Raw genomic sequence first — 16,956 nt, forward strand, 5'->3', positions numbered from 1 at the left:
TTCACAAAAAAATACAAAATATGCCCATCCCGACATATGGTGTCTGTCATTATCTTCCACAGCAGTATTTGTATTTTTTTCCGCTTCCGCAGGGACAGGGATCATTTCTCCCCACTTTTTTTCCTTTTACAACGGTCGTGGAAGATTTCTGCTCCTTATAGAGCTCCTTCTGCCGCTCTTCCGTGAAAATATCATTCCACTGAGGGAGTCCGTAAAGCCAGTCTGCTTTTGCTCCGACCATGTTCTTATACAAAAGTTCCTTATCAAATTCCAGGCTGACGGGGGTATCCTCTTCCATGCTGTCTATGGGATTGCTTTTTTTCAGGCTGTCGTTGATGCCGTCCAGAAAACCAACCATGGTCATCAGATCCACTTCATATTTCTCCGCCAGTTCTTTTACCGTGCCGGTCACTGCTTCCTCCGGCGCGGAAAGAAGTTTCTCGTAAATTCCTTTTTCCAGGTTAAAATAATTCCCCCAGAAATAATTGTTCTGCTGTTCACTCATCTGGCTCTCATAAGCCATTTTTCTCCATTGTTCTAAAAGTGTCATTCCCTGTACCATCCTTCTATTGATTAAAAATAATACTTCTCTAGTGTCCATTATACCCGACACGGACAGGTTATGGCAATAGCAAATTCAGGATTCTGTCTCTCCTTTCCAGCAATGTTGCCGCAAAAAAGCAAGTGTGATATACTATACCCTTGAACACCTTTCAGACAAGCTTTCTTTGTTTGCTTTAAAAGCAGGAGGAAATCCGATTCCATCCAGGCGGCTCGCTGGCAGCCGTAACCAGGATCTTTACGGCCTCCAGTCGGTCCTTTCCAACTGACATGGATAAATCGATATTTTTCCTTGTCAGATTCCAATAAAAACCTGCATGAAATTCGGTTTTTACCTCCCTGCGGCCGGGAAGATCCTGCTAACGCCTTTGCGGCGCTCGCCTTACGATGGAATCGGATCGTTCCTCCTGCTCCTCCTCCCGCACCAAAGTATTTTCCGATTGCCTTGAAAGCTATTGGGGCGGCCCACCGCAGCCCGCAGCCATAAGGCGCGCGGGCCGTGTGGATATCCGATCCTTTTCTGGAATCATGAAGTGGTAGTCATTCGAAAAAGTGCGGCAGAAAGAATACCGGCAGAAGGATTCCGGGCCGGCCTAAAGGTGAGCGCCGCAGGGCAGCGGCCGGTGTTCCCCAGGCGGAGGGAGGCAGAAACGAAAAATACCGATTCCGTTTCTGAGCGAACCGGAGACAGGAAATCATCCAGATTTCCTGCCGACATGTAAGCGGTACTCCTGAAGCGGGGATAAAGCGGTCCCTGCATCGCCAGCGAACCGAAATCGTGACGGTCCGGAACTTCTGCCGGTGTCAGCCTGGAGCCTGATTGGAGCTAACGAAAAACGATTCCAAAAAGTATTTTGTATCATACACAATAGGCCAAGTTTTCACATATCATCAGGAAAGGATCTTCTTCCATGAACTTAAATGCAGACTTATCTATAGATCTTCATATCCATTCTACTTATTCCGACGGCTCCTTTACTCCGAATGAGCTGGCTGCCCTTGCAAAGGAAAAAGAGCTGGCCGCCATCTCCCTGACCGACCATGATACCGCCGCAGGAATACCTGAGCTTCTGGAAGCCTGTGACCGCCTGGGCATCCAGGCACTCCCGGGAATCGAGCTGTCCTGCACCTGGCAGGGAAAAAGCGTTCATATCCTGGGATACGGGATGGATTGGCAGGCTTCTGGGTTTCAGGAACAGCTGGCGCAATGGCAGGCAGACCGGGAAATCCGGAATCAAAAAATCGTGGAGAAGCTTCAAAATGGAGGATTTGATATATCCATGGAAGCCCTACACCGGTATTTTAAGGAGGCCGTCCTCACCAGAGCCAACATAGCCGTATATCTGGCTGAAAAAGGGCAGATTGCAGACAAAGATACTGCTTTTTCCAAATTGATCGGAAAAGGCTGCCCCTATTATGTTCCTAGAAAACCAATAGCTCCGGAAGAAGCCATTTCATTTCTCCTGTCCTACGGCGGAATACCGGTATTCGCTCACCCAATCTTATGTCATATGTGTGAAATGCAGTTGGATTCTTTCACCGGCCATCTGAAAGCTCTCGGTCTACGTGGGATAGAGGGCTATTACTCCGGATATGCTCCATCTGACGAAGCATCAATTGCCAGAATCGCTAAAAAACACGGTCTTTTTCTTACCGGCGGTTCCGACTTTCACGGCACCGCCAAGCCTTCCATCTCCCTAGGTACGGGGAAAGGGAACCTGCACGTTCCGTACTCCTGTTTTTTAAATCTTGTCTCCTGAATGTTGTCTCATATTGTTTTAAATAATTAAAGCGTCCAACGAATGACAGGTATCCTCCATACTGGTTTTGTCCGGTAAAGGGGTACCTGGCACGAATTGAACGCTCTCTTTATTTAACACAGACTTCTCATTCCAGATTCAGCCTATACTTTAAAATGCAGTAAGAACCAATGTATCCTCCCACTGCAACTGCGGCCTTAAACAATATAGAGGCAAGATTCGTCACAGTGAAATACAAGGTAGAACCGTAAGAACCGTCAAGAATACTGATAAAAATCGTACTGCCGAGCGCTGAGATCATCCCCAGCACGATATTCGTTCCTATATAAATGCCGATGGCCGCCAGCACTCTGTGTTTTGATACAAGCTGGCCGACACAGATGGAAAAATATATCACCAATACCATCTGAACGACAGAAACCAGCCCGTTCAGGACATACAAGATCGCTACAAAAGGATTATAGAGTTTAACTGCCTCAAACAGCCTCTCTGCAAAACTTGCCATGGGATATCCCCACATTTCGGTTCCCGCAGTCAGAATCACTCCGGACAAAGCCAGTATCACAAAGCTGACTATCAGCAGAGTCACACCGCTGATGATTTTTGAGATCAGATGGGAATGATAGGACACCGGCAGAGTAAAGGAAAGATATCCCTCATTTCCCATCAGATTTTTGTAAAAGCGCATGGCGATCATAAGATACGTCAGCACCATCAGAGCGCCGCAGCCAATGAAATACATGACGACAGATCCCATTACGGTCATCATAGAAAGAACGTCATTGTCAAAGGCCGGGTAATCAATATCCACCATGGCAATGGAAACACGCGCCAAGAATGTGATACCGATAAAAACCGCATACATGAGCAGAAAATAATAAAGATTGGATTTATAATCATATTTTAACAATTTGCCTAACATCTGAACACCTCCCGGAACGTGGCATCAATGGAACAGCCCTTCGTTTTTCTCAGATTCTCAGCCTGGGCGGCCATCACCACATTTCCATCCTTTAAAAATATCACATCATCGAGAATCTGTTCCACATCTGCGATCAGATGGGTGGATATCAGAATCGTCGCTTCCGGATTATAATTGGATACGATGGTACTCAGAATATAGTCCCTGGCAGCCGGATCCACTCCGCCGATCGGCTCATCAAGCACATACAGGCTGGCATTTCTGCTCATGACCATGATAAGCTGGACCTTTTCCTTGGTCCCTTTCGACATGGTCTTCATCCTGTCCTGCGGATCGATGTTCAGTCTTTTCAGCATTTCATAAGCCCTCGTAGTATCAAAATCATCATAGAAATCACGAAAATAATCGATGATCTGATGAATCCTCATGGATTTATTCAGGTATGTCACCTCCGGCAAATACGATATGATACGTTTTGTTTCCTCTCCCACCGGGTAACCGCCGATATAAAGCTCGCCTTTTTCCGGGGTCAGCAGTCCATTGATCAGCTTGATAAATGTCGTCTTTCCGCTTCCGTTCGGACCCAGAAGGCCAATGATCCTTCCTTTGCCCAGAGATAAGCTCACCCCTTTTAAGGCCTTTGTCCTTCCGCCGTCATAAGACTTTTCCAAATTTCTGCATTCTAGTATAGAAGCCACTTTTATCATCTCCTTTATTAAAACTATATGTTTTGGAACCCAAAGCATTTGTCATCGAGCAAAATACCATCACGGTTATACACACGAAAATAGGTCCAATAATATCCATACTTCGGATTCCAGATTGCCCATAACGTTTTTCCCGACGCAATAGATGTCTGTCCTGTAGACCATATCCATGCCGGCTTGCCTTGAGCCAAAAGAGTACAATCCAAAATCATAAGCTCGTATCTCAAATTACTATTTGGATTAACATTTGTCTCCACTCCAATCATAAAGCCATTCCCATACGGATTTGGCATCTGGCATATCCCGGAAATTCTCACGGAACTAAAATTATAGAGTAATTCTGAACTGACATTTTTATTATCAGCCATCACCTCTACATGTAAACGGTATGATCCAGTATTTTCAGGCTTCCAATTTATAAATGGAAACTCAATCCAATCCTGAATGTATACAATTTGCTTTGTCCGTTCATCTGTTATTTCCCACCGGTACATAACATGTTCTGCATTGGACTCTGTTACAGCACCGGCCGTAATCGTGATTCCATCGTCTTCCATCAGATAAATCCCCGAACAATACAGTTTAGTATCATCCGCACTGGATTCACTGCTGGACGGCTGGGACGTACTTTCCTCCACCTTTCCTCCATTCGGAGCCAAACTGTGGTACTTATGTTCCGCCAAGCTGCCGCCATTACCGCTCCCATAAGAGAATACAAGTTTTATATACTCTTCGTCTGAGTACAGAAACGCAAACTCAGGCGCTTCATTGCCTGCATAATATCCCAACTGACTCCACACGCCATCGGACGATCTGTAAAACACAGCTGTTTTCCCATCGGTCCCGCTCTGTCCATCGCTTCTCACAGCAGCATAAGGCACACCGCCCCGAATCAAAAGTGACATATCCGCAGTGGATTTTCCTATTGGGAAAGAATCCAGCCCCTTCCAGGAAGAATCGTCGTACTGGAACAAAGCCGCCTCTGCTTTTCCTTTCTGGCGGGCCAGGACGTAAAGATAACCATTATCTGACCTGGCCATGGTCAAATCCTCACAGGCAAATCCCGAACTGCTTTTTAAAACCGTTCCGTCTTTGCTTACCTTGACAGACTTCAAAAGCTCCCCGTCCCCAAATGCCCGATATCCCAGATAGAATGCTCCTTCTCCCGGCGTCAAATGTACTTGAACAGGATATTCAGAAGAGGGAATGAGATTTTTCATATATACTTCTAAAATCCCCGTATCCGCTCGATAACGATATACAGAAAGCGCATTGTCACTCCCCGTCACTACAGAAAAAAGGCCAAAATCCGTTCCCACTATGCTGGCTTTATTCCAAAAATCCGCTGCAGGCAAAGACACTTCCTTCCAATTCCCGTCCTGGTACAAAAACACAGACTGTTTTTTGTAGGCAGGGTCCATAAGAGATACGACGGGACGTCCCTCATACAAAGTGATGCAGGGCTCATTCCCATCTTTTAAAACGTTGCCGATCTGTTCCCATGTCCCATTTTTTAAAAAAGATACTTGATAGGCATTGCCCGATTTATGCAACATATAAATGGTTCCGTCGGATGCCTGAACCATATCCATCATGGTGCTGCTGCATTCCGGAATGGAAGCCGCATCCTTTTTCCATAAATCCAGAGATTCTGTGTCCCCATAATGAACATCAAAGGAAACGGTTCCATCTTCATTGGTCACAATACCGTCGATGGTAATGCCTGAATTGCTGCCGTCGGAATAAACGATCGCACCTTCCGATGCGCCCTTGGTCATATCACCGTTTCCAATCGTACTACCATCTGCGAACACAGAATGCTCCAGATTATTTAACTGCACCTGACTGAAGCTTCCATCATCATACCGATGAACGTATACGCCATACTCACCGGTAATATTGCTCAGCCGTTCTACCCGTGTGTTGATACGATACACAATGAGCCCCGTGCCAGGAACACGCAGATCATAAGACGCATCGATCGGATTTCCTTTTACCCGGTATTCTACCACAAAGAATTCCAGCTCTGACTGGTCAGTTTTAAGAATGTAAGCCTGACTGCCGTTAGGGCTCGTGGCAGGGGCAAGGGTGACTCTTCCGCTGTCTTTGAGGGTATCAACCGTCAGCCATCCAGAAACTGCCGAGCGCATATAAGCGAGCGGAAATCGGAGAGGCACCATGCTGGAAGCCATGATATCCCATCCTCCGACCGGCCGGTCCGTATTCGCATCGTCTCCCACATATAGATCCGGATATCCAATAGAGTGAAGAAATTCATGGCAGATCGTCCCGGCATCATCAAAAGCCGTACTCACGTTCAGCACATTATAAGCTCCTATGTAGCTGCCGTTCAGGGTCTGGGAGCCGTCAAAATTCGCCTTGTGAGGATAGGCAAAGCCGTCTCTGTCCGAAATGGTCCGGCCTGTAGTATCCATAACAACCGTCAGATTATCCACGCACCCGTCTCCGTTATAATCCAGATTCACACTGGAATCCATGGACAAAGTTCCGCTCTCTAACAGCTCTGCAATAATTTCATATTCTCCCAGGGCGCTGTTATTTTGGTATTCTGAAAATCCTTTTGACAGTGTATACGGTATGATCTTCGTGCCGTTATCCTGAGGAAAGAAGCTTTTCACATGAAACTGGCCATAGGAAACAGCCTCCAGATAGGAAGGCAGGGAAGCTGCATAGGTAGTATCCTGAAAAAATTTCCGCGCCCTTTCTGTTCTTGTCCCATATCCATACATATCCGTCAGGCTGTCTTTATCCTCCAGAAAATTCTCCGTAGGACTGTCGGCAAACCGGACAAAAACCACAACATTAGCAAAGCTTTCGTCCTTGCCGTTTTTCTGTCCGCTGGACTCGACCGGCACCAGAACAGATAATATAATCCCAAGAAACAGCACTGCCGCCGCACAAATTGTCCCTCGAAACTTTTTTTTCATATCCGGACCTCCCCTTTACCATTGTCTTATTACCAACTCATTATATCATTCTTTCATACGGCTGTATATTCTTCTTTTTCAATCTTAAGAATCCTTCGCAGATATTCCTTTATAAAGCCAGAGCGCTATCTGCCCTCCGTGCAAGCAAAAGATCGATCTTCTGGCGGAGCACCCGGTGTTTCTCCGAGGAAAGGTCCGGATCTTCTGAAAGGACAGTCTCTGCCGCTTCCGCCGTCTCTTTGAGAATATCCGCGTCTGTAAAGACATCTCCAATAGAAAATTCCATCAGGCCGCTTTGACGGATTCCGAAGATATCGCCGGGCCCTCTCATCTTCAGATCCTCGGAGGCAATATAAAATCCGTCGTTGGACTTATTAAGAATCTCCAGGCGCTTGTTTTTCTCCTCATCCTCTGAGCCGTTTACAAAAATGCAGTAGGACTGAAAACTTCCGCGCCCCACGCGTCCTCTGAGCTGGTGGAGCTGGGCCAGTCCAAACCGTTCCGCGTTTTCCACCAGCATCACCGTAGCGTTCGGCACGTCGATTCCCACCTCGATCACGGTGGTGGACACCAATACATGGATCCGGTTTTCCGCAAAGGCTTCCATGATCTCCTCTTTTTCGGCGCCGCTCATCCTGCCATGGAGGTATTCCACCTTGATGAATGGGGGGAAAATGCCTCGGAGCTTTCTGGCATAATCTATGACATTTTCTCCGTCCATCTGTTCGCTTTCCTCAACCATCGGACAAATGACATAGGCCTGATGCCCTTTCTTTACTTCTCCCTCTATGAACTGATAGGCTTTTTTCCTGTATGAGACTCCGACGACACAATTTTTTATGGGAAGCCTCCGCGCCGGCAGCTCGTCTATAACGGAAATATCCAGATCTCCATATAGAATGATCGCCAAAGTTCTGGGAATCGGCGTAGCGCTCATGACAAGAACGTGAGGCTCGCCTCCTTTTTCAGAAAATAATTTCCGCTGGCGGACGCCGAACCGGTGCTGTTCATCTGTGATCACCAGGCCAAGGCTGTCATATACCACTTTTTCCTGTATCAGGGCATGGGTTCCTACGATGATATCCGCTTCATGGGAAGCGATCTTTTCATATATCCCCCGTTTTTCCCGGGCAGACATGGAACCAGTCAGCAGTACAATGTTTTTTTCAATGCCATGAGCTGAAAAAAGCGCGGTGATCGATTCATAATGCTGTTTCGCCAACACCTCCGTCGGCGCCATCATGGCTCCCTGGTAGCCGTTCTCCACTACGGCAAGCAGCGCAAGGACTGCCACTATGGTCTTGCCGGAGCCCACGTCTCCTTGTACCAGACGGCTCATCAGGCTCTTTCCTTTCATATCCCGGAAGATATCCCGCAGCGTTTCCTTCTGTCCGCCGGTGAGCGCGTATGGAAGTTCCTTTTCCAGCCTTTCTGCCTCTTTTACAGTATTGACCGGGAATCCGTTCTCTTTTCGTTCACTGCTCCCCCGCAAAAGTCTGAGAGCAAGAATGAACAGAAAGAATTCATCAAAAACAAGCCGTTTCCTTGCAAACAGAAGCTCTTGTTCGTCCTTCGGGAAATGTATCGTCCTCAGGGCAAAATTATATTCTGCCAGCTCTTCCTTCTTCCTTATCCAGTCAGGCAGATAATCCTTTTGTACCGGAAGCGCTTCTAAAGCCTGGTATACTGCTTTCATCATGGCTTTATTGGTAAGCCCTGCGGTGAGATTGTAAACCGGCTGTCTGGTGTGCAAAAGTTTTTCATATTCGTCATATCCCAGGACAGCCGCCTGCTCCATACACAGGCCATATTGATTCCTCACCACTCTGCCGCGGAAGATATAGCGTCCGCCTGGCTTAAGAGCATTGGCCAGATAAGGCATATTGAACCAGACAGCTTTTAAGGACCCGCTGCCATCCTGCAGGACAGCAGCAGTCACCTTGGTCCTGGACGCTGTCTTCACTTCCGGACGTCTGGCAACTGTGGCATCCACCGCGCAGATTCCGGGAACGGAGATATCTCCGACAGCTACGGCGGGTTCATAACGGTCATAATCCCTGGGATAGGCATGAATCAGATCTTCAATGTTTCGTATTCCCAGTTTTTCCATGAGCCTGGCGGTTTTTTCTCCGACTCCTTTTATGGCTGTCACCGAATCCGTAAGCTTCATTTTGTCTTCCTCCAAAGCATCCATAAGACTTTCCCATTGTATAAAAAAGGATTGCCGCCCCACGGCAATCCTCTTCTTTCTCTAAAAAATTTGATGTCCTGCTCCATGCAGATCACTCAACGGAGATTACATAATAATAAATCGGCTGGCCGCCGAAATGCAGCTCAATATCCACATCGGGATGCCGTTCTTCAGCTCTTGCCCGGAATGCGTCTGCCGCCTCCGGCTCCACATCCGCTCCATAATATATGCTCACAAGCTCCGAGTCTTCATCCAGCATGGCATCCAAAAGCGCAAGAGAGGTTTCCGCGATATCTTTTCCCTCAGCAAGGATCGCTTTGTCGCCGATGCCCATGATGTCGCCTTCTTTAATTTCAAAACCATCCAGGAAAGTATCCCTCACCGCATAAGTCACCTGTCCGGTCTTGACCCTGGACATCTCTTCTATCATCGCCGCCTTATTTTCCTCAACGGAAAGCTCCGGGATATAATTGATGATCGCTGTGATGCCCTGCGGCACCGTTTTGGACGGAATCACGACTATTTTCTTGTCCTCTGAAAGATGCATGGCCTGTTCCGCCGCCAGAATGATGTTCTTATTGTTGGGGAAGATATAGACCGTATCGGCGTTCACATGATCAATGGCATTCAGCATATCCTCCGTGCTGGGATTCATCGTCTGTCCGCCTTCGATCAGATAATCCACATTCAGGCCCCTGAATATCTCATTGAGGCCCTCTCCGATAGAAACTGCAATAAATCCCACCGCTTTTCTCGGCTCCTGCTTCTTTTCCGCCAGCTTCGCTTCTTCCAGGGCTTTCTGCTCCTCCGCCAGCTTTGCAGCATCCTTGATCAGCTTCTCCTGATGCTCTTCTCTCATATTGTCAATCTTCATTTTAGAAAGGGATCCGTACATAAGCGCCCTCTGGATAGCCAGTCCAGGGTCATTGGTATGTACGTGTACCTTTACCAAATCGTCGTCAGAAACCAGCACGATAGAATCTCCAATGGATTCTAAAAACCCTTTGAATTCCATCTCTGTATTCTCATCATACTCCTTTTCCAGATTGACGATAAACTCCGTACAATAACCGTATTTAATTTCAAAATCATCCACGGCAGGCTTTGCTGCGCCTGAAGAAACAGAAGGCTCTCCCGCGTCCAAAGAAATCTCTTTTCCCAGGAATCCGTCAAACGCACCCTTCATGACCTGCATCAGACCCTGTCCGCCGGAATCCACGACACCCGCCTGTTTTAATACGGGAAGCATCTCCGGAGTCTGGCTGAGTACTAAGTCCCCATGCTCGATGATCTCTCTCAAAAAGACTTCCATATCCTCCGTTTCATCGGCCAGCTCCATGGCTTTGTCCGCAATTCCCTTCGCCACTGTCAGGATTGTGCCCTCCTTGGGCTTCATCACCGCTTTATAAGCGGTCTCTGTAGCTCTCTGGAACGCCCTGGCCAGCACCTGGGCCGTGATGATATCGACCGTCTTTATCTCCTTCGTCAGCCCTCTGAAAAGCTGGGACAGGATAACACCCGAATTCCCCCTCGCCCCTCTTAAAGAACCGGAAGAAATCGCCTTGGCCAGGTTTTCCATGGTCGGCGTTTCGATTGCCTGTACTTCTCTCGCCGCAGACATAATCGTAAGAGTCATATTAGTCCCCGTATCTCCGTCTGGAACGGGAAATACGTTCAGTTCATTTATCCATTCTTTTTTGCTCTCCAGACCCTGTGCTCCTGCCAGAAACATGGTTTTCAAAAGAGCCGCATCAATTGCATTTACAGCCACGACAGTGTTCCTCCTTGATTAACAGTCTATTACCCGGACGCCCTCTACGAAGATATTGACCTTCTCGACTTCTATGCCCGTGAACTTCTCAACTTTGTATTTCACATTTTCTATGAGATTGTCCGCCACGGCTGAAATAGATACACCATAAGATACAATCACATGGAAACTCAGATGAAGCTTGTTTTCCATTACCTCCACGTTAATTCCATGGGTCAGGCTGTCCTTTCTCAGGAGCTTTACCAGGCCGTCTTTCATACTGACCGCCGCCATGCCAACGATACCGAAGCACTCCACCGCCACGCTGCCCGCGTATTTTGCAATGACATCTGTATCAATCAAGATTTCGCCCATCATGTTATTGATCCGACATTTCATAAGCTGACCTCCATTATTTTCCTCATGCAGTACAGAAACATGTAAATCACCACACTGCACCTATCTTAAAGTATTATACCCTTTTCCTGGCAAAAATGAAATATAAATTTTTTAAAATTTTAAAGTGAATTTGCTTGCTTTTTTCCCTGATATCTGATATTATGTTTAATGTTATGGGTCTGGCATGGACGGAAGCCGGCCAAATCTGTATAAGGAGGTGCTATCATGGCGAAATGTGCAATCTGTGAGAAAGGCGCTCACTTCGGAAATAAGGTGAGTCATTCCAATAGAAAATCCAACAAGATGTGGAGATCCAACGTAAAGTCCGTAAAAGTCAAGGTAAACGGCGGCACAAGGAAAATGTACGTATGTACATCTTGTTTAAAATCCGGCCTGGTAGAAAGAGCTTAATTTGAAAGTATTAAAAAAGGACAATCCTGCGGGATTGTCCTTTTAAATTTTATTCTTTTTCTTTGCGGCCTCAGCAGCCGCAGAACAGATAATACCCTCCGGCAATGGATCCCGCCATCAGGCAGATGCTGAAGAAATTATTAGGCAAAATCAGATAAAGCAACATGCCGATTCCCATCCAGAATAGGCAGAGGCCAATCAGTCTTTTCATATCCTCCCCCCTGCCGCAGCTTTTTCTATCTGCTATCATCCTATGCAGGAGACAGGCATGATATGCAAGGCCCGTTTTTATTCTGCAGAATCAAAGGCATCATCCGGAATGTCCACGTCCATATCCTTTTCCTTTTTATCCGATTTTGTGAATTTATTGATAAAATCAGGCACCATATCCAGTATCTTTGTCACACTGTCCTGATTCTTTACGTTGACCAGCTTAGAATGTCCGTTCTGAATGACGAGCACCGCGCTGGGAGTGATCTTTCCAGTCATACCGCCCGCACTGTTATTTTTACTGTCTCCGGCAAAGGCCCCCGCGCCGACGCCAAAGGATACGTCTACCAGAGGAAGGATGATCGTATCGTCCAGATGGATGGCGTCCCCCACCACCGTTTTTGTGGTGATAAAGCCGTCCATTCCTTTGAACAGATTTTCCACAGTATTTCCAAATGTATTCTTTTCTTTATCTGCTGACATAAATATTCCTCCTTATTCCAATCTGTTCCGTCTGCCGGTCAGCCTAGATTCTCCCTAAGCTTCTGTCCCCGTTTCATGAAAGCCCTGAATTTTTTGTTGAACCACACCCTCATTGCTATTATGAGCAAAGAAAAGGCTCTTATTCTGCCTTTAAAATAAAGTTCCCCCGACACATGATTCCTGTTTTCAAAAAGCGGTGTCACCCGAATCCGGTCCTTTAAAAGCGGATACAGGAATCCCAATCCCATCAGGACCTTTCCAGTCGCCGCAGGATCCTCCAGGCTGAAAGCCACACTCCCCGAGAGTTTTCTGGGAAAAATATGCTTAAACGCCTTTTTTCCCTTTGCCAAGAGAAAATGAAACATCTCTTTATTCTCTTTATCCTCAAGAAAATCCCGGACCAGATGGAACTTCTCTCCCGCCTTTTTTATCTTATCACGGAATTTTCCATAAGTATATTGAATCCTTCGGAAAAAATACTTAATTTTTTCGGCCAGCCTCCGGAAAAAACAAATCACTCTGGCGGCAAACCTCCGGAAAAATCCTCTTTCCTCTTCTTCCCTTATTTCATTTCCCAGGGACTGTGCCGTCAGCGGTTCCTCCAGCTCTTCTGAATTTCCGTACCGGCGCTGCCCGGCAGTTTCATCCGGCATGGATACATGAATGGATTCTCTTCGGAACTCCTCACCGGCTGTTTCCTTTTTCCTGCTGCTCCGTATCGGAACGCCAAACAGCTTGATTTTATACTTGACGCCTTTTTCATCCGCCTGGATTCTCACTGTCACGATCCGTAAAAGCCACGACACCCGAAACCTGGCGCAATACGCCATCCCGCCTTCCGGATCTCCGTCAACCGTTTCTCCCGCAGAAAACCGCCCTGCTGTCCTTCCTTCATATCGGAGAGGCACAAATAATACGATCAGGATCAAGGCGAGCAAAATACCCAGGACAGCCAGAATCACTATCCCAATGACTTTCAGAACGCCCCATATGATAGAAAGCACCGCATCACATCCTCACTCACCATTCTCTGTACCTCTCTTTTCCATCGAATCCCTCTTCAGGAACAGAGCCAAAATCGTCTCCCAAATACGATTCCACATCTGTCGATCCGGTGGCCCGATAAGCATCCATAACAATCATTCCGGAAAGCTCCATGGCTTCCTGTTTGCTGCACGCGATTCCCACCACGGATATCCCGGCTTTTTTATAATGCTCCTGGAGGAGCACCGGCTGAGGCAGGATATCCAGCAGATTCTCCTTGTTGGAAGGCAGCGCTATCACATACAATCTGGGATGGAGGGCTCCATCCTTAAATTTCTTTATCATTGTTTTTCTCTGTTCCCTGGCCTTCTCACTCAGATACAGCTGCCGGTACCACTTCATATTTTTCTCTCCGGACAGACGGAATTCCCAGATACCTGCCATCATCCCGCCAGTCTATTTTTCACTCTTATAGTTTTCGATGATACACCTGCGGAGCAGGTCCAGAGCCTGCACGACAGCCTGCTCCCGAATCTTCATCCGGTTTCCCGTAAAATGAAATTCCTTCACAAAAACCTTATCTTTAATATAGCAGGAAATATACACCAGCCCCTTCGGTTCCTCTGCCGTATTCTCAGGGCCGGCAAAGCCGGTCACCGCCACACAGATATCAGAATCTGTGGCAAAAACGCCTCCTTTTGCCATCTCCTTTGCCGTCTGTTCACTGACGGCGCCATATTTTTTCAAAGTTGCCTTGCTCACGTCCAGCGTTTTTTTCTTCGCTTTGTTGGAATAAGTGATAAAACCTTCTTTAAAGCATTCCGACGCCCCGGCCACATTGATGATCTTTCCTGCCAGCATTCCTCCGGTCATGGATTCCGCCGTAGTTACGGTCAGCCCGTGCTTTTTCATGAGCTTGACTACCACGTCTTCCAGGTTCTCATCCTCATTCGTTGTATAAACATTTATATCAAAACGTTTCTTCAGTTCCTTGACCACGGGCTTTAAAAGCTTCTTGGCCTGTTCCTCGTTCTCCGCTTTTGCCGTCACACGAAGATGCACTTCTCCGGTCTTTGCATAGGTGGCGATGGTCGGGTTCGTCTGGGCGTCAATCATATCCAGCACCATCGTTTCCGCTCTGCTCTCACCAATGCCGCATACCTTCACAATCTGAGAACATATGGTCTCCGGCTGGATACTCCTCAGATATGGCGCCACCTGCTCTGCGAACAGAGGCTTCAGCTCATTGGGCGGTCCCGGAAGAAGTATCGCGGTCTTTCCCTCGGCTTCCAGGATGAGCCCGGGAGCCGTACCATTATGATTATCCAGGACCTTGGCACCCTGGGGTACAACCGCCTGCTTCCAGTTATTTTCCGTCACATTCTTTCTTCCAGAGGCTTTGAAATGTTCTGCGATCCGTTTCTTTGTATGAGCATCCTCCACAAGTTCAAATCCCATCACCTTGGAACAGACCTCTTTTGTAATGTCGTCTTCCGTGGGCCCGAGCCCGCCGGTCAGGATGATGATATCTGAACGTTTCATGGCGCGCTTGATGGCATCTGTCATCCGTTTTTCATTATCACCCACAACCGTGTGATGATATACAGACAATCCAAGGGTCGCGCACTTTTGTGACAGGTACTGGGCGTTGGTATTGGCAATATTCCCCAGCAAAAGCTCTGTTCCGACAGCAAGAATTTCTACAACCATGTTCAGGCTCCTCCCTCTTTCAGTACGTCAATATTTTTCCGAATATAATCCACAAGAGAAATAATGGTCAGTGCAAGCGCCAGATATATGAATATCTGCGTCAGGATATATAGGCTCTTTATATTCAGTATGATCAGTATGATCATGATCATCTGAGATACCGTTTTAAACTTGCCCCACATGTTGGCCGCAATCACCACGCCGTTATCCGACGCAACCAAGCGGAATCCGCTTATGATGAATTCCCTCGCCATGATGATGATGACGATCCAGGCTGCCAGCTCCCCTCTTTCCACGAAGCAGATAAGGGCAGAACAGACAAGAAGCTTGTCAGCCAGGGGATCCATGAACTTTCCAAAATTCGATACCAGATGATATTTCCTGGCAATAAAGCCGTCCAGGAAATCAGTAAAGCTGGCCGCGCAGAATAAAACAAGAGCAATGATCCTGCCTGGATACCCGAAAAAATCTGCCAGCATAAAAAATACAAAGAATGGAATCATCAGCACACGGAGTATCGTCAGCTTATTCGGTAAATTCATCTTCATCTATCAACTCTCCTATCAGATCATAGTCCACAGCCCCGGTCACTTTCACGCGAACGAACATCCCGCTCATCAGCTCCAGCTCCGTGTTCACAAATATATATCCGTCAACTCCCGGCGCATCCATATAAGTCCTCCCCACATAAGCACTTTCGTCTGCAACCTTTCCTTCTATGAATACCTCCAGCACTTCGCCGACCATCTCTTCTCCGTGAGCAAAGGCGATTTCCTGCTGAAGCTCCATGACCTGATTCCGGCGTTCATTTTTCACTTCCTCCGGCACCTGTCCGTCCATGACGGCGGCCGGCGTATCTTCCTCCTGGGAATAAGGGAATACGCCAAGACGGTCAAATTCCATCTCATCTACAAAATCCAGAAGTTCCTCCATATCTTCCTCGGTCTCACCGGGAAATCCGGTGATCATCGTGGTCCGTATGGCTATGTCCGGTATCTCTTCTCTCAGACGGCAGATGCGCTTTGTGATCTCCTGCCGGTCAGTCTTTCTGCCCATCCGCTTCAATATCCGGTCACTGGCGTGCTGAATGGGAATGTCCATGTAATGGCATATCTTCTCTTCCGTTTTTACCACTTCTATCAGCTCATCGGTAATCTCCTCGGGATAACAGTAAAGGAGACGTATCCAATGGATGCCGGATATGAAAGCCAGCTTTTTCAGCAGCACCGGGAGCATCTTCTTTCCGTATAAGTCCACGCCATAGAGGGTCGTCTCCTGAGCAACCAAGATCAGCTCCCGGACGCCTCCTTCCGACAATTGTTCCACTTCTTTTACAAGCTCATCAAGCGGAACGCTCCTGTATCTGCCTCGGACGCTGGGAATCACACAATAGGTACAGTGTTTGTCACAGCCCTCCGCGATCTTAAGATACGCATAATGCCCTCCTGTTGTGACAACACGCCCCTCTTCCTCCGTCCTCTGCCTGTCAAGACTTTCGAATTCTTCGCACTTCTTCCCTTCCAGAGTTTCCTCCACCACTTCCGTGATCTTATCGCAGGATGCCGTACCTAAGATGCCGTCCACCTCCGGAATTTCTTCCAGGACCTCGCGCTTATAGCGCTGCGCCAGACAGCCGGCAGCGATCAGTACTTTGCAGCGGCCTGTCTCCTTCTGTTTTGCCATCTCTAAAAGGGTGCTGATGCTCTCCTCTTTTGCATCGCCGATAAAGCAGCAGGTATTTACCACAATAATATCCGCCTCCGACTCGTCGTCGGTAAACTGATATCCAGCTCTGCCAAGAAATCCCAGCATCACTTCAGAATCCACCAGATTTTTATCACAACCCAGGGATACAAACAGTATTTTCATATTGACTTCATTCCTTTTCTTCGTTTCCTTCCCTTAGACACATCCCCGATT

General features: G+C 47.5%; 17 protein-coding genes. 3 read left to right on the forward strand and 14 right to left on the reverse strand.

Going from position 1 to position 16,956, the window contains the following annotated elements; translation table 11 throughout:
• Positions 1 to 49: 49 nt before the first annotated feature.
• The gene (locus tag H9Q78_RS01510; protein WP_249303197.1) at positions 50 to 550 is read right to left on the reverse strand and encodes an SEC-C metal-binding domain-containing protein; all 501 of its coding nucleotides are present in this window, start codon (positions 548 to 550) and stop codon (positions 50 to 52) included.
• Positions 551 to 1,094: 544 nt separating this feature from the next.
• On the opposite strand from H9Q78_RS01510, the gene H9Q78_RS01515 reads away from it, so the two are divergent.
• Both H9Q78_RS01515 and H9Q78_RS01520 read left to right on the forward strand, forming a co-directional pair.
• Entirely contained in the window at positions 1,095 to 1,283 is a 189-nt protein-coding gene (locus H9Q78_RS01515; RefSeq protein ID WP_249303199.1) for a hypothetical protein, read from the forward strand.
• Between the two features lie 189 nt (positions 1,284 to 1,472).
• Complete coding sequence (locus tag H9Q78_RS01520; protein ID WP_249303200.1) at positions 1,473 to 2,321, forward strand: PHP domain-containing protein; 849 nt, start codon at positions 1,473 to 1,475, stop codon at positions 2,319 to 2,321.
• A gap of 127 nt (positions 2,322 to 2,448) precedes the next feature.
• Here the strand turns inward: H9Q78_RS01520 and H9Q78_RS01525 are convergent, their stop codons facing one another.
• The 6 genes from H9Q78_RS01525 to H9Q78_RS01550 form a co-directional block, all read right to left on the reverse strand.
• The gene (locus tag H9Q78_RS01525) at positions 2,449 to 3,243 is read right to left on the reverse strand and encodes a hypothetical protein (protein WP_249303202.1); all 795 of its coding nucleotides are present in this window, start codon (positions 3,241 to 3,243) and stop codon (positions 2,449 to 2,451) included.
• On the reverse strand, positions 3,237 to 3,941 hold the full coding sequence (locus H9Q78_RS01530; protein WP_249303204.1) for an ABC transporter ATP-binding protein: 705 nt from the start codon (positions 3,939 to 3,941) through the stop codon (positions 3,237 to 3,239). Before H9Q78_RS01530 ends, H9Q78_RS01525 begins: the two co-directional genes overlap by 7 nt.
• Positions 3,942 to 3,964: 23 nt before the next feature.
• Positions 3,965 to 6,898 (reverse strand): metallopeptidase domain-containing protein, encoded by a 2,934-nt coding sequence (locus H9Q78_RS01535; RefSeq protein WP_249303206.1) that lies wholly within the window; start codon positions 6,896 to 6,898, stop codon positions 3,965 to 3,967.
• A 109-nt stretch (positions 6,899 to 7,007) separates the two neighbouring features.
• The gene (gene recG / locus H9Q78_RS01540) at positions 7,008 to 9,068 is read right to left on the reverse strand and encodes an ATP-dependent DNA helicase RecG (protein ID WP_249303208.1); all 2,061 of its coding nucleotides are present in this window, start codon (positions 9,066 to 9,068) and stop codon (positions 7,008 to 7,010) included.
• Between the two features lie 112 nt (positions 9,069 to 9,180).
• On the reverse strand, positions 9,181 to 10,860 hold the full coding sequence (locus H9Q78_RS01545) for a DAK2 domain-containing protein (RefSeq protein ID WP_249303209.1): 1,680 nt from the start codon (positions 10,858 to 10,860) through the stop codon (positions 9,181 to 9,183).
• 18 nt (positions 10,861 to 10,878) lie between these two features.
• A complete protein-coding gene (locus tag H9Q78_RS01550; RefSeq protein WP_147596404.1) occupies positions 10,879 to 11,238 on the reverse strand; it encodes an Asp23/Gls24 family envelope stress response protein in 360 nt (119 codons plus the stop codon).
• 225 nt (positions 11,239 to 11,463) lie between these two features.
• On the opposite strand from H9Q78_RS01550, the gene rpmB reads away from it, so the two are divergent.
• On the forward strand, positions 11,464 to 11,649 hold the full coding sequence (rpmB, locus tag H9Q78_RS01555) for a 50S ribosomal protein L28 (RefSeq protein WP_147596405.1): 186 nt from the start codon (positions 11,464 to 11,466) through the stop codon (positions 11,647 to 11,649).
• 70 nt (positions 11,650 to 11,719) lie between these two features.
• Here rpmB and H9Q78_RS01560 read toward each other — a convergent pair whose 3' ends face one another.
• The 7 genes from H9Q78_RS01560 to rimO all read right to left on the reverse strand — a co-directional run bounded on the left by H9Q78_RS01560 (position 11,720) and on the right by rimO (position 16,905).
• The gene (locus H9Q78_RS01560; RefSeq protein WP_231062570.1) at positions 11,720 to 11,860 is read right to left on the reverse strand and encodes a hypothetical protein; all 141 of its coding nucleotides are present in this window, start codon (positions 11,858 to 11,860) and stop codon (positions 11,720 to 11,722) included.
• A gap of 77 nt (positions 11,861 to 11,937) precedes the next feature.
• Positions 11,938 to 12,342, reverse strand: a complete 405-nt coding sequence (locus H9Q78_RS01565) for a GerW family sporulation protein (protein WP_147596406.1) — start codon at positions 12,340 to 12,342, stop codon at positions 11,938 to 11,940.
• Between the two features lie 38 nt (positions 12,343 to 12,380).
• Positions 12,381 to 13,346 (reverse strand): hypothetical protein, encoded by a 966-nt coding sequence (locus H9Q78_RS01570; protein ID WP_249303211.1) that lies wholly within the window; start codon positions 13,344 to 13,346, stop codon positions 12,381 to 12,383.
• Between the two features lie 16 nt (positions 13,347 to 13,362).
• A complete protein-coding gene (locus H9Q78_RS01575) occupies positions 13,363 to 13,728 on the reverse strand; it encodes a hypothetical protein (protein ID WP_249303213.1) in 366 nt (121 codons plus the stop codon).
• A gap of 54 nt (positions 13,729 to 13,782) precedes the next feature.
• Entirely contained in the window at positions 13,783 to 15,036 is a 1,254-nt protein-coding gene (locus tag H9Q78_RS01580; RefSeq protein ID WP_249303214.1) for a competence/damage-inducible protein A, read from the reverse strand.
• 2 nt (positions 15,037 to 15,038) lie between these two features.
• Positions 15,039 to 15,578: a CDP-diacylglycerol--glycerol-3-phosphate 3-phosphatidyltransferase gene (gene pgsA, locus H9Q78_RS01585; protein WP_249304690.1), complete on the reverse strand. Its 540-nt coding sequence runs from the start codon at positions 15,576 to 15,578 to the stop codon at positions 15,039 to 15,041.
• Positions 15,562 to 16,905: a 30S ribosomal protein S12 methylthiotransferase RimO gene (gene rimO, locus H9Q78_RS01590; protein WP_249303216.1), complete on the reverse strand. Its 1,344-nt coding sequence runs from the start codon at positions 16,903 to 16,905 to the stop codon at positions 15,562 to 15,564. Before rimO ends, pgsA begins: the two co-directional genes overlap by 17 nt.
• Between the last annotated feature and the right edge of the window lie 51 nt (positions 16,906 to 16,956).

The sequence above is a fragment of the Qiania dongpingensis genome (assembly GCF_014337195.1).
In the GTDB taxonomy this organism is placed as follows: domain Bacteria; phylum Bacillota; class Clostridia; order Lachnospirales; family Lachnospiraceae; genus Lientehia; species Lientehia dongpingensis.